Raw genomic sequence first — 14,026 nt, forward strand, 5'->3', positions numbered from 1 at the left:
CGCTTACCTAATATTTAAATTGTAAGGTAGCCTAACTTGAACTCCTTGATTTTGGCTCATTCTTTTAAGGGAGTTTAAGGTTTGATAAGCTTCTTCTCCGATTTCATCTTTAACCATTGAAGAAATAAGCTTTGATTTTGATGCACTAAAATCATCCATAAACATTTCAAATTCTGACTTATATCTAGGATACTTTCGAATACTGTACTCAGATGTTTCTGCAAGTTCCGCAGCAATTTGAATAGCTTTCTCTAAACCACCAAGTTCATCGACCAATCCATTTTTTTGTGCTTCTACCCCACTCCAGACACGGCCGCTTGCAATTGCATCAACTTCTGCAAATGTCATTCCTCTTCCGTCTGCCACTAGCGTGACAAAGGTTTTATACGTTTCCTCTATACTTTCTTCTATTGTTGCTCTAAAAGTATTACTCATGGGTTCAAATACCGAATAATCAGCAGAGTTAGCATTAGTGCCTACTTGCTCTGCATTAACGCCTATATCACTAGCTAACTCACTTACATTAGGTATTGTACCAAAAACTCCAATTGATCCCGTAATAGTTGTTGGCTCAGCAACAATTTTGTCAGCTCCTGCAGCAATATAGTAACCCCCTGAAGCGGCTACATCACCAAAAGAAACTACTACAGGTTTTATAGCCTTTGTAAGTTCAACTTCTCTCCAAATAATATCTGATACCAAAGAACTACCACCTGGCGAATTTACTCTTAGCACAACCGCCTTTATGTCATCATTCTCACGAATTTTTTCTAGTGTAGAAAGCATTGCACCTTGACCTATAAAATCTTTTGAACCTTCACCATAAAAAATTTCGCCTTGAGCGTAAATCACAGCTATCTTGTTTTTGGAAGTCTTTTTGCCTTTAGTTTTAGCATATCGGGTATAATCAAACAGGTCAATGGTGTTAAGTTTATTCTCCTCGGCTATACCTACTTTTTCTCGTAAAATAGTCTGATATTCATCATGATATAAAGTGCCATCTAATAAACCAACATTTACTGCATAAGCCGGTAATCTAGCTCCAAGCGTGTCTGCAATTTTATTTAAATTGGTCTTTGATAGGTTTCTAGATTCAGAAATATCTTCTAGCATACTATCCCAAATAGAAGAAATCAATTCTTGAATCTGTTCTCTATTTTTATCACTCATGGTATTTGACAAAAAAGGTTCCACAGCGCTCTTATAATCTCCGTGCCTAATAACCTCCATTTTAATACCAGACTTCTCTTGTAAATCTTTATAATACAAGACTTCAGAAAGCAAGCCTTTAAAATCCATAACCCCTTGTGGGTTAATGTATATTTTATCAGCAATACTAGCTAAATAATAATCTTTTTGAGAATAGAAATCAGCGTGTGCAAACACAAATTTTCCTTCAGATTTAAAATCAGCAAGTGCTCTTCTTATCTCTTGGGTTTGTGCCATACCCGACTGTGAGAAACTTGTACCAATGCTAATACCCTTAATTCTAGAATCTGTTTTGGCTACCCTAATTGTATGTAAAATATCATCTAAACCAACACCTTCACTAAACAACGAGGCAAAAGGGTCACTATCTGTGTTACCTACATAATCGTAGATAGGCTCTGCCAAACTTAATTCTAGTATAGAATTGTCTTTTACAGAAATACTGTCTTCTGAGCTACCTATTAAGGCGGCAAACACAAAGAACATCACTAATAAAATACCAAAGGCAATCAAACAACCTAAAATGGCGGCAAGCAAGTTTCTTAAAAACTTCATTCAAATAAATTTATTGGCGATAAAGATAACTAAAGTGCCATTGTTTTAATTATTTTGTCAATTGGTTTATGAAGACAAAGCATTTAGTTTATCTATCGTTAGGGAGTAACCTTGGTAAAAGGCTTGCACATTTACAAAAAGCAATTTTTCAATTAAATTCTAGAGCCGGAAAAGTACTAGCTGTATCTCCTGTGTATCAAAATCCGGCCATTGGTTTTAAAGGAGATGACTTTTTAAACTTGTGCTTATCTATTCTCACCCCATTTTCACCAAATGAATTATTAGATTGTATACTACAATTAGAAAAAGAATTTGGTAGAGAACGTAATTTAGATGGCACCTATAGTTCGCGTGCTTTAGATATTGATATCATTTATTTTGATAGGCTAATTATTAACACCCCAGAATTAACTATACCTCACCCTAAAATGCATGAGCGAAAGTTTGTGTTAAAACCCTTATCAGACTTTGTTCCACAACTGTATCATCCTATTTTACAAAAAGATACGCGCAATCTTTTACAAGAATGTAGAGACAAATCTCCGTTAAAGCGATTAGACTTTAAACTTTTTAAAAGTAGACGAGAACTATTTGCTCAATTTCAATTTTTAACCATAGAAGGAACAATTGGTGCAGGTAAAACTACCCTAACACAACAGTTAGCTGCAGATTTTAATGGTAAGCTAATCTTAGAGAGGTTTGCAGACAATGCATTTTTACCCAAATTTTATGAAGACCAAGCTAGATATGCTTTTCCTTTAGAAATGTCTTTTTTGGCCGACAGGTATCAGCAATTTTCAGAAGATATTGCGCAATTTGATTTGTTCAAAGATTTTGTGATAAGCGATTATGATGTTTCAAAGTCTCTAATATTTGCCAACGTTACTTTGCAAAAAGATGAGTTTGAACTCTACAGGAAGATGTTTAATTTGATGTACAAAGAGATAAAAAAACCAGACTTGTATGTTTACTTATATCAGAGCACAGAACGTTTATTAGCTAATATTACTAAAAGAGGTAGATCCTACGAGCAAAACATTGAAGTCACTTATTTGGAAAAAATAAACGAAGGATATTTTAATTTTATAAAAACCTTACCAAACCGCAATAAGCTTATTATCAATTTAGAGGATTTAGATTTTGTGGGCAATGCTGAAGATTATGAAACTATATTAACCCAGCTGGAAACAAAGTTAATTGATAACAATTTCTTTACCTAATTTTACAAAATATTTGCATTTACCAAATGGATTTACTTTATTGCGACAGCTTTTTACAAGCTAACTAACTCAAACTATATATACCGCCCCTAACTTTTTTGTTTAGGGGCTATTTTTTTCCACATACTCCAAACCACTATCCCTACACTTACAGCTATATTTAAAGAGTGTTTAGTACCAAATTGAGGAATTTCAATAACACCATCACTTGCCGACACTACTTCTTGCGAAACACCTTTAACTTCATTGCCAAAAATAACTGCGATTGGTTGTGGTGTAGTAGGATTAAAATCATTTAGAAATTGAGCACCTTCTGCTTGTTCAATAGCATAAACAAGAACATTTTCTTTTTGTAGTTCTTTAACCAAGTCTAAGGTGCTTTCTCTATACGCCCAGTCAACACTTTCGGTTGCCCCTAAGGCTGTTTTATGGATATCTTTATGAGGAGGCGTAGCTGTAATACCGCATAAATATATTTTTTCAATTAAAAATGCATCAGAAGTTCTGAAGACTGAGCCTATATTATTTAAACTTCGAATATTATCTAAAATTAAAATTAAAGGGGTCTTTTTAGTAGCTTTAAATTCATTAACATTTAGCCTCTCTAACTCTGCATTTTTGAGTTTTCGCATAACTTATCCACTTTTAGCCTGTAAATATCAACAAGAATATTAAATCTCGTAGACATCTAATATTTTCGGTAAAATTAAACTAATAGCATTGGCTAATTCTAAAAGCAAAAAGGAAACTCCTTTAATGAAACAGTATAATACCATCAAGGCAAAACACCCTGATGCATTATTATTATTTAGAGTAGGAGATTTTTATGAAACCTTTGGAGAAGATGCGGTTAAAGCAGCCCAAATTTTAGGTATTGTTTTAACCCATAGAAATAATGGTGGTGACAAAACAGAATTAGCAGGTTTTCCTCATCATTCATTAAACACCTATTTACCAAAATTAGTTAGAGCAGGTCAACGTGTAGCTATTTGTGACCAATTAGAAGACCCCAAACAAACCAAGAGCATTGTAAAAAGAGGCGTTACTGAATTGGTAACTCCAGGTGTTGCTTTAAATGATGATATTTTAAATGCTAAGAGTAACAACTTTTTAGCTGCAATTCACTTTGGCCGCAAAAAGATAGGCGTGTCTTTTCTCGATATTTCAACCGGGGAGTTTTTGATTTCTCAAGGTAGTGTTGAACAGGTAGATAAATTACTTCAAAACTTTACTCCTAATGAAGTTTTAGTTTCTAAGAAACATAAAAAAGATTTTCAGCTTTCATTCGGAAACCATTTACATACATTTTTTCTAGAAGATTGGATATATCAAGAAGATTATGCCAATGAAAGTTTAACCAATCATTTTAAAACCAATTCGTTAAACGGGTTCGGAGTATCAAATTTAGATGAGGGTATTATAGCTTCTGGAGCTATACTTCATTATCTATCAGAAACTCAACATCGACAATTACAACACATTTCTAATTTACAGCGTATTGCAGAAGAAGAATATGTTTGGATGGACCGCTTTACCATACGCAATTTAGAACTTCAACATAGCACTAATTTAGATGCAGTTACCTTATTGCAAGTAATCGACCATACAATTTCTCCTATGGGAGGTAGATTATTAAAGAGATGGCTCGCGTTACCGCTTAAAAGTCAAGAAAAAATTAATCGCCGACTAGAGATTGTTGATTTTCTAAAAAACAATGTGCGAGTCTTAGAAAAAATAAGGCACTGGATAAAACAAATGGGTGATTTAGAGCGCCTAATTTCAAAAGTTGCCACAGGAAAAATAAGTCCGAAAGAAGTTGTGCAACTAAAGAATTCTTTAGAGGCTGTATTACCAATTAAAACGTTGACTGCCAATGTAAATCATTCAGAAATAAACAATTTTAGCTCTCAGTTACACAGTTGTGAAAAGCTAAGAATTAAGATAAAAGAAATGCTTAATGAAGAAGCGCCAACAGTTATTTCTAAAGGTAAAACTATAGCTGATGGGTATTCTACTGAGTTAGATGAGCTTAGAAATATGGCATTTTCTGGTAAAGATTATTTAGATAAAATGCTAGAGCGCGAAACAGAAGCAACTGGTATTACTTCTTTAAAAATAGCTTCTAACAATGTTTTTGGCTATTACATAGAAGTTCGAAATACTCATAAAGATAAAGTACCAGAAAATTGGATTAGAAAACAAACTCTGGTCAGCGCCGAGCGCTATATCACTGAAGAATTAAAGGAATACGAAGCAAAAATATTAGGCGCAGAAGAACGTATTCAAATTTTAGAGCAAAAGTTGTTTGAGCAACTACTGGTCTGGATGCAAGAATACATAACGCAAGTACAACAAAATGCACATTTAATTGCCCAATTAGATTGTCTTTGTGGCTTTGCGCAACTTGCCATTACTAATACGTATTCAAAACCATTAATTACCAAAGACACCTCATTAGAAATTACAGAAGGTAGGCATCCGGTAATTGAAAAGCAGCTACCTCTTGGTGAATCTTATATCACCAATGATGTTATTTTAAATAGAGATGAGCAACAGTTAATAATGATTACGGGCCCTAATATGAGCGGTAAATCGGCCATATTAAGACAAACTGCATTAATAGTATTGTTAGCGCAAATGGGTAGTTTTGTTCCTGCAAAAGAGGCTAAAATTGGCCTAGTTGACAAAATATTTACCCGAGTAGGTGCTAGTGATAACATTTCTATGGGAGAATCTACCTTTATGGTAGAAATGAATGAAACCGCCTCTATATTAAACAATCTATCTGAGCGCAGTTTAGTTTTACTAGATGAGATAGGCAGAGGAACCAGCACCTATGATGGTATAAGTATTGCCTGGGCTATAGCAGAATATTTACACGAACATCCTTCTAGAGCAAAGACACTCTTTGCTACCCATTATCATGAGCTAAATGAAATGATCAATACGTTTAATCGTATAAAAAATTATAATGTAGCAGTTAAAGAACTCAAAGATAATGTGCTATTTCTGAGAAAATTAATAGCAGGGGGTAGTGAACATAGCTTTGGTATACACGTAGCTAAAATGGCAGGTATGCCTCAACAAGTGATTGCAAAGGCTAATAAAGTGCTTAAAAAATTAGAAAAATCACATTCTCAAGAAGAACAAAAAGAAAAATTAAATACTCTTGAAAATGAAATGCAACTAAGTTTCTTTAATCTAGACGACCCTTTACTCGAAGAAATTAAAGAGGAAATACTTCATTTAGATATAGATACGCTCACTCCTGTAGAAGCATTGATGAAACTGAATGAAATAAAACGACTTTTATCAAAAAAGAAATCAGCATCTTCTTAAAAAATTCTTTTGTTTTTCAATAATTGTATTAAATTTGCATCCGCTTCTAGAGAAGCACGCTCTGATACATGCGAAAATAGCTCAGTTGGTAGAGCATCACCTTGCCAAGGTGGAGGTCGCGGGTTCGAATCCCGTTTTTCGCTCAAAGCACTTTAGATAGTGTTTTAATTTAAGTCCTGCTCGAGTGGTGGAATTGGTAGACACGCCGGACTTAAAATCCTGTGGGCATCTTGCCCGTGCGGGTTCAAGTCCCGCCTCGAGTACTGAAAAGCCGAGACCTATTGGTCTTGGCTTTTTTATTTTGTCTTAATCTATACTGATTTTTTAATCACTAGTATTTAAACCAAAAAATACTTCGCGTAGGACTTAGTATTCATTATATTTTAGCATCAAAAAAATGAATCCTATCAATCAAAAATGGCTAAAGAACCTAAAATTGAACTAGTTGCTTACAGAAATTTAAAACAAAAAATTTCAGTAGAAGCTTCAGCATCTTTAAGAGAGTCTTTAAAAGATTATGGTGAGCAACTTCAATTTAGTTATAAATATGCCCCAGACATAAAAAAGGACCCTACCACCCTTTTAGCAGCAAAAGCAATTTTAGCAGCAGAAAATCAAAACAAAGGAGAAGAATTATACCAACATTTAAACGGAAAAAACCGTTTTACCAAAGAAAAAATATTTGCTCTAGCTCAACAGTTAGGTTTAGAAATGGTAAGCTTTGAAGAAGCATATAATTCCAAGGAACTAGAACTGACTGTTCATGAACATATTGAAGACGCAAAAAAATCTGGTTTACACGTTTTACCTGGTATTACAATTGATGGCATAGCCTATAACGGTGCTTGGGACAACAAATCTTTGTTTAAAGCAATTGATAAGAGAGGTGCAAAAAGAGCTCACGTTGCCATGGAACGTTTTTTTGAATGGGGTGCATCCGCAGCAATTGTTTTAATTGTTGCCACCATTGCTGCGTTACTATTGGTAAATATTGGTTTTAGTGATTTATATGAAGGTTGGAGACATACTCCATTTGGTTTTTTACTAGGAGAAAATTCTTTTTCGTTATCTACGGAAATATGGATTAACGATTTTCTGATGGCCATCTTTTTTCTTTTAATAGGATTAGAAATTAAAAAAGAAGTTCTCGATGGCGAGCTTTCTGATGCTAAGAGTGCTGCCATGCCTGTAATTGGTGCCGTGGGAGGAATGCTAATTCCTGCCTTGTTATATGTACTACTAAATATTGGAAGCTCAACAAGTAACGGTTGGGGAATACCTATGGCTACTGATATTGCCTTTACATTGGGTTTAATGGCGCTTTTAGGAAGTAAAGTTCCTGTATCGCTAAAGATTTTTATTTCTGCCCTAGCCATAGCTGATGATTTAGGAGCTATTTTAGTTATAGCACTTTTCTACGGTCATGGATTTCACATCTGGCCTTTTATTGGTGCTTTGAGTATTGCGCTGTTAATGTTTTTTTTAAATAGAAGAAAAGTATTTACGGTTTCAATCTATGTTGTTCTAGGTATTTTTTTATGGGCTTTTATTTATCAAAGTGGTTTACACGCTACACTAGCTGGTGTTGTTACTGCATTATTTATTCCTATAAAAGGAAAGGCTGATTTAACCTTACTAGCACAACAAACATCTATCATATTTGACAAAGAAATTACTAAAAGTAATAATGCTAATCACGGCAAAATTAGTCATGGTTCGTTAGCCATATTAAACAAAGCTATTAATCGATTACGAGAGCCTAGTGATGATTTAATGCATTCTTTAGAAAATGTTGTGAACTATTTAATTCTACCATTATTTGCTTTTTTTAATACTGGTATTCTCATAGCCGGAGGTGATTATAATCTAGTACAACCTGGCAACCTAGGTATACTACTTGGTTTATGTATTGGTAAACCTTTAGGCATTGTTGGCGCTTGTTGGTTAGCATCTAAATTTAAAATAGCGCAGCTTTCTAATGAAATTAGTTGGAAATCTTTACTGGGTGGTGCGTGTTTAGCTGGAGTTGGGTTTACAATGAGCATTGTAGTGGCCTCTAGTGCCTATGAAGGCGCTCAATTAACAGGTGCAAAAATTAGTATTCTATTAGCTTCTACCCTATCTGCCGTCATTGGTTTAGCCATACTAAATTGGAGTTTAAAAAGTACTAAAGACTAGAAATTGGTTTAATATTTAATACTTCTTCAAAAAAAGCAAAAGTTTCCATTTTAACAGATTCTAAGTCTTTAGAAGTTATGTATGAAGTCATTACATGGTCTCCAACATTTTCAAATTTTACTTTTCTTTTTTCAGCATCTGGCGTACCTAATTCTTCAAACATTTCTAACATAGCTGCAACAGATACAGTACTATCTTGGTGAATTTCATCTTTATAGTAATAACCCAAAAAAACAGGCTGTTTAACGTTTTCAAATGTTTCTGCTACCATGGTTTCATCCATTAGAACCTGTAGCTGGGTAAGCGCCTCTAATCTGTATTTGCTAGTCCAATATTGGTCAATTATTTTAGTTCTATCATCGAACTCATGATAATCATTACCTGTTACAAATTTAGCAATTTGTAAACCCCATGGTTTAGAGAGTAATTTTGCTGTTGGGTCAAATATTTCAATATTAGGCGAGTATAATAGCAAGCCGGCAACAGTAGTATCACTAGCCGAAAAATGTAACCCAAGTGTACCTCCTGTAGATGTTCCCATGATAATGACTTTTTCACCTAATTGTTTACCAATTGCTATTGCCTTTTCAGCAGAATCTAAATATTCATCTGCTGTTAAATTAAGCATGGGTTCCTCTTCTTCAAGACCATGCCCGGCCAACCTTGGTAAAAATAAATTGAAACCATAGCGGTTAGCCGTCTGTATATGAATTGGGTCTCCTTCTTCTTGACTTGCAGACCAACCATGCAGATATACTATACTATAGGGTGTCTTCTTTGGAATACTATCTGCCCAAACTATTCTAGCCTCATTATCTGGTTTAATGTTAGGTACAGCAGCTTCACTATCATTAATTTGTTTTTCTAATTGCATCAAATTAGAGGATACCACTGGTTTTGTTCTACGCAAACTTGGCTTAGTAACTTTCGGACCCGCAAAATAAACTGCTATTAATAGTACAACGAGCAGAAGTAGAACTTTAAGCATTATCTTAACCATGATTCAAATTTGACAATGACTTAAAGATAGTTCTCTTTTATCGCGATAAAAAAACTATTTTAGAAAAACTAACTTTTTAAATCGCTGAAAACACTACTAAAAAACTTAGGCCCTGGAATATTATTCGCTAGCATGTCTATCGGTACTTCTCACCTAGTGTTATCTACTAAGGCAGGAGCACAATACGGATGGATTATGGTTATACCTATAATTTTAGCCAATCTATTAAAATATCCGTTTTTTGAATTTGGTATTCGATTTACAGCATTAACTGGAAAAAGTTTAATTGAAGGCTATAAACAGCTGGGTAAAAAATACTTATGGATTTATGCTTTCGTAACTCTTATTAGCACATTTACCATTTTAGCAGCGCTATACATAGTTACCGCAGGGCTATTAATCAATCTAATTGGGTTACCTTCAAAACACATTAATTTAATTGCGCTTTTACTCTTTCTAACTATTTCTATTATACTGATTATAGGAAGGTATAAATTATTAGAACTTTCTTTAAAATTCATAGTTTCCATCCTTTTTATTGCATTGTTAATTACCACCATTTTAGTACTAATTAAAGGGCCAGTAGCTGAAGTAGTAACCTTTACCAAACCCGATATTTTAAATGAAGTTGGAGTACTTTTCTTAATTGGTCTTATTGGTTGGATGCCAACTGCGGTGGAAGCCTCAGGTTGGGTAAGTATGTGGAGTGTTGAAAAAAATAAAACAAAGAAAATTAAACCTAACTATAAAGAAGCCAAACAAGAATTTGATTTTGGCTATTTCATAACTGCCTTGCTAGCCATTTTTTTTATGATTATCGGTGTTAATACACTCTATGGCACGGGAACAGCATTAAGTGACAATTCAGTACAATTTGCAGACCAGATTATTAATTTATTCACCTCTCATTTAGGCAATTGGGGCTACACCCTTATTGCAGTTGCCGCTTTTGCCACAATGTTTAGTACTTGTATGACCGCCCATGATGCTATTTCAAGAGTGAGTTTAGATGTCTTAGTAAAATTAAGACCAGAGAAAGTAGTTTTTGCTAGTAAAAGAGCTTATTCTGTGACCATTCTTTTGCTAATGCTAGTTAACTGGTTGGTGATTGTAGCCTTTAAAGGTCATATGGGAAATTTGGTTGCCTTAGCAACATTTGTCTCATTTGTTTTTGCTCCATTATTAGGATGGATGAATTTAAAAACAGTGAATTCTCAACGTATACCAGATAACTACAAACCTAAAAACACAATGCTATGGTTAGCTTATTTAGGCATAATTTTCTTAAGCATATTTGCATTGTATTACTTCTGGCTTATTATTAAATAAGGAATCTTTAACATCTTTTAATTGACATTGGCTTAGCTTTTAGAGAGTTTTGTATACTTAAAGCCAATTATGAATTTGATTTACATCAAAAGATTTACAAAAAAAGAAAGAAGATACACCCCTGAAATGGGTATGTTTTTAGCAAAAGTAACTTACATTAAAAAATTCTTTCTAGGAGTACCATTAAAAACTTTACACAAGTATAGAGAGACATATTATGGTAAAACCAAAGATTGTATAGAATGTGTAATAGCTAATTAAATTATTCAAAAAGAATATTATCATTTAGCACTACAATCAAAGAACGTTGATTTTCTTTGTGGAGCAAATCAATACAGTATACCCCATTCTTACAAGCATTTAACAGTTTGGTTTCACCATAACCAATAGTGTACAATACATTAGATTCTTTAACACCATTTTGTAATAGGTACTTTTTAATATTGTCTGAACGTTGCTGCGTAAGTCTAAAGTTTGTACTTCCTCCTCCTCTACTGTCTGTATGCGTTTCAATACGTAATTCAATTTTTGGAAAACGTCTAACAGCATCAACAACTTTATCTAATTCAGTAGCAATATTCTCGGTTATTTGTGATTGACCTTTAGGAAAATAGAACTTCTTAAGCTTAAGAACGGTTTGTCCTTCTTTCTTTTCAACCAAATCATCATAACATGCTAAGCCCATATTGAGATTGTTATTTTGAGCCAATTTCATTTCCTCGCCTTCGTAGGCTATAGAAAAGGTTGAAAATCTATTTTTTGAAGCGAATAAACGAACTCCTTCTTGCCATGGCACCTCAACACTATAATTACCATTAGCATCTGTTTTTACACTTTGCAATAATTCACCCGCGGAATTATAAATAGCAACATCTGCCCCTTCTACGCCGCCTAAGCCATCTAATTTTACCACTTTTCCTTTAACCGAGAAGGTTTGGAAACCTGGCTTTTCATCTACTAAAAACCCGTAGATATCATCTTTACCTTTACCTCCAGCACGGTTCGAAGCAAAATAACCTAAAAGACCTTCTTTATAATTCTTGATAATAAAACCAAAATCATCAGCCTCAGAATTTACTTGTGGCCCTAAATTCACGGGAATAGAATATTTATCATCTCTAATGTTAGATTTATAAATATCCATACCGCCGATACCGTAAAAAATATCAGAAGAAAAATACAAGCTGTTCTCAAAAATGTAGGGTGCTATTTCATTACCAGGCGAATTTATTCTTGGTCCTAAATTTATTGGAGCAGACATAACCTGTCCTTTATTAGTATAAACAAAATAAATATCTGTACCACCGTAACCATTTTCAAAATTGGCAGCGAAATACAACTTCTCAGATTCTTTATCGTAAAAAGGATAGTAAAACGAAGTGCTTAAATCTTTTAGCAAATACCAAAAACCACCTTCACCTTTCTTCTGTTGACCAATTGCCAAGCTATTTTTACCCTCATTATTGTAAGCAAGATTACCATCTTCATCTGTATTTGATAGAATAAAGAAAAAACTGCCCAATTCCTCAGCAAAAAAAGGTGTTGCCTTATGGTAATCAGAACTTTTTATTCCTTTGAAAGTTGCTGCTGATTTAACTTGACCAAATTCATCAACCTCACCGCTATAAATATTTAAATAGGCTTCACCAGCAGGAGCATAATCTTCTCTTTTCTCGCTAGGTCTTCCACTTGTAAATAGTAACTGGTCGTTATAAAATGCTGCTGAAAAATCTGATTGAGGCGTATTTGCTTCTAGATTAAACACATTGAATGTTAACTCATTTTGGTCTCCATTCTTAAACATTTTAGCGTTAAACTCTGCATTTTCAATTAATTCAGTAGATAGGTTTCCCATTTTCTTTACAATGAGACTATCTAAAGCATTTTCTTGTGAACTATGGGTTAAACTTTGAAGCATGCGATTGAACTGCAAATTGTTCATTATGCTGTCATTGGTAAACAAATCAACATATAAATCACCAGCCTTTTCATAGGCATCTGTATTGTAATAAGAATCTGCCAGATTAAGGCGTTGTTTCGGTGTTAAATCAATACCTTCTGCTAAGTGTTGTTCATAAGCTGTAACTGCCTTGCCATAGTCATAAGAAAAAAAATAACCATCTGCTTTGGCAGCGTTTTTCTGAGCTGTAGCTATGTTAACTACGCTAAAGACACCGATAAATAAAAGAATACATTGTTTTAGCTGCATAGAAAAATACCGTTAGAAAAATCTTGGAGAATCAATTTGCTTTGGTTTCCCCTTTAAGTTTTTATTACGTTTATTACTATTAGAAGAGCCCCCTGACCAGCCCTTACCTATATAAAATTTTAGAATAGCCTCGTGTGAGCCAGAATTAAATTGCGCTAATCCGTTAGTGTTATAATCATATGAATAGCCAATAAACATACTTGGAGCTACTTGAAATCCTGCTAACGCGCTTACTGCATTATCAAATCTATAAGATGCTCCAAGTGTTAACGAATCAAAAAGTAAAAAGTTTGCAGATAGGTTAGCATTTAACGGAGCACCACTTAAATAGTTGACCAAAAAGGCTGGTTTGAATTTAGCACTATCTGAAAGTTCAAACACATAACCCCCAATAAAGTTTAATTGCATTTTGTCTTCAACAATTGTAGCTACTTCATCATTATAAATACCATTGGTTAAAAAGTTTGGTGCCGAAATGCCCAAATACCAATCATCACTATACGCAAAAACCCCCGCACCAATAATTGGATAAAAATTGTTTTGTTCGTTAAGTGCTAATGTTGGTTCACTTGGATTTTGAAAATTACCCCGGCTAAAATCTACATTAAGAATAGACCCCCCTGCATTAATTCCAAAAGAAAGTAGTGATTCATCCCCAATATTAATCTGGTATGAATAACTGGCGTCAATATATGTTTGTGCTATTGGACCTAACTCTTCATTAACCGCGTTAAAACCAAGGCCCATTTTTTCATTTTCTAAGGGAAAGTTAGCTCCTAACCTAATTGTTCTTGGTGCGCCCGGAATATCTATCCATTGCGCTCTGTACAACGCAGCAATATCTGTTGATTCTACCGTACCAACATAAGCCGGATTAAAACTACCTATGTTATACATGTATTGTGTATACTGTGGTTCTTTTTGACCAGAAACAGTAGAAAGCTTCAATACAGCTAATACTAAAATGAAGGTTATTTTAATTCGCAT

Annotated in this window: 10 protein-coding genes and 2 tRNA genes; 7 read left to right on the top strand and 5 right to left on the bottom strand. The window is 34.1% G+C overall.

Annotated features, from left to right (window positions below):
• Window positions 1-3 precede the first annotated feature (3 nt).
• Window positions 4-1,764 carry a signal peptide peptidase SppA gene (gene sppA, locus H5V42_RS10955; RefSeq protein ID WP_185783213.1) on the bottom strand — a complete coding sequence of 587 codons (1,761 nt, stop codon included), beginning with the start codon at window positions 1,762-1,764 and terminating at the stop codon, window positions 4-6.
• Between the two features lie 68 nt (window positions 1,765-1,832).
• Here sppA and folK point away from each other — a divergent pair, with 68 nt between their 5' ends.
• Window positions 1,833-2,984: a 2-amino-4-hydroxy-6-hydroxymethyldihydropteridine diphosphokinase gene (gene folK / locus H5V42_RS10960; RefSeq protein WP_185783214.1), complete on the top strand. Its 1,152-nt coding sequence runs from the start codon at window positions 1,833-1,835 to the stop codon at window positions 2,982-2,984.
• Between the two features lie 89 nt (window positions 2,985-3,073).
• On the opposite strand, the gene H5V42_RS10965 is transcribed toward folK, so the two are convergent.
• Complete coding sequence (locus H5V42_RS10965; protein WP_185783215.1) at window positions 3,074-3,616, bottom strand: RNA methyltransferase; 543 nt, start codon at window positions 3,614-3,616, stop codon at window positions 3,074-3,076.
• Window positions 3,617-3,740: 124 nt separating this feature from the next.
• Between H5V42_RS10965 and mutS the strand changes: the two genes are divergently transcribed.
• The 4 genes from mutS to nhaA all read left to right on the top strand — a co-directional run bounded on the left by mutS (window position 3,741) and on the right by nhaA (window position 8,501).
• A complete protein-coding gene (gene mutS / locus H5V42_RS10970; RefSeq protein ID WP_185783216.1) occupies window positions 3,741-6,323 on the top strand; it encodes a DNA mismatch repair protein MutS in 2,583 nt (860 codons plus the stop codon).
• 70 nt (window positions 6,324-6,393) lie between these two features.
• A tRNA-Gly gene (locus H5V42_RS10975) sits at window positions 6,394-6,466 on the top strand.
• Between the two features lie 35 nt (window positions 6,467-6,501).
• Window positions 6,502-6,586, top strand: a tRNA-Leu gene (locus H5V42_RS10980).
• A 154-nt stretch (window positions 6,587-6,740) separates the two neighbouring features.
• Window positions 6,741-8,501 carry a Na+/H+ antiporter NhaA gene (nhaA, locus tag H5V42_RS10985; protein WP_185783217.1) on the top strand — a complete coding sequence of 587 codons (1,761 nt, stop codon included), beginning with the start codon at window positions 6,741-6,743 and terminating at the stop codon, window positions 8,499-8,501.
• Here the strand turns inward: nhaA and H5V42_RS10990 are convergent.
• Window positions 8,491-9,501, bottom strand: a complete 1,011-nt coding sequence (locus tag H5V42_RS10990) for an alpha/beta hydrolase (RefSeq protein ID WP_185783218.1) — start codon at window positions 9,499-9,501, stop codon at window positions 8,491-8,493. The two genes, nhaA and H5V42_RS10990, sit on opposite strands and share 11 nt — an antisense overlap.
• 132 nt (window positions 9,502-9,633) lie before the next feature.
• Here H5V42_RS10990 and H5V42_RS10995 point away from each other — a divergent pair, with 132 nt between their 5' ends.
• Together H5V42_RS10995 and H5V42_RS11000 are read left to right on the top strand one after the other, a co-directional pair.
• Window positions 9,634-10,830 (top strand): NRAMP family divalent metal transporter, encoded by a 1,197-nt coding sequence (locus tag H5V42_RS10995; RefSeq protein WP_185783219.1) that lies wholly within the window; start codon window positions 9,634-9,636, stop codon window positions 10,828-10,830.
• Between the two features lie 69 nt (window positions 10,831-10,899).
• Complete coding sequence (locus H5V42_RS11000) at window positions 10,900-11,091, top strand: hypothetical protein (protein ID WP_185783220.1); 192 nt, start codon at window positions 10,900-10,902, stop codon at window positions 11,089-11,091.
• A gap of 1 nt (window position 11,092) precedes the next feature.
• Here the strand turns inward: H5V42_RS11000 and H5V42_RS11005 are convergent, their stop codons facing one another.
• Both H5V42_RS11005 and H5V42_RS11010 read right to left on the bottom strand, forming a co-directional pair.
• Entirely contained in the window at window positions 11,093-13,039 is a 1,947-nt protein-coding gene (locus tag H5V42_RS11005; protein WP_185783221.1) for an OmpA family protein, read from the bottom strand.
• Window positions 13,040-13,051: 12 nt separating this feature from the next.
• On the bottom strand, window positions 13,052-14,026 hold the full coding sequence (locus H5V42_RS11010; RefSeq protein ID WP_185783222.1) for a PorP/SprF family type IX secretion system membrane protein: 975 nt from the start codon (window positions 14,024-14,026) through the stop codon (window positions 13,052-13,054).

The sequence above is a fragment of the Croceivirga lutea genome (genome assembly GCF_014235875.1).
Taxonomy (GTDB): domain Bacteria; phylum Bacteroidota; class Bacteroidia; order Flavobacteriales; family Flavobacteriaceae; genus Croceivirga; species Croceivirga lutea.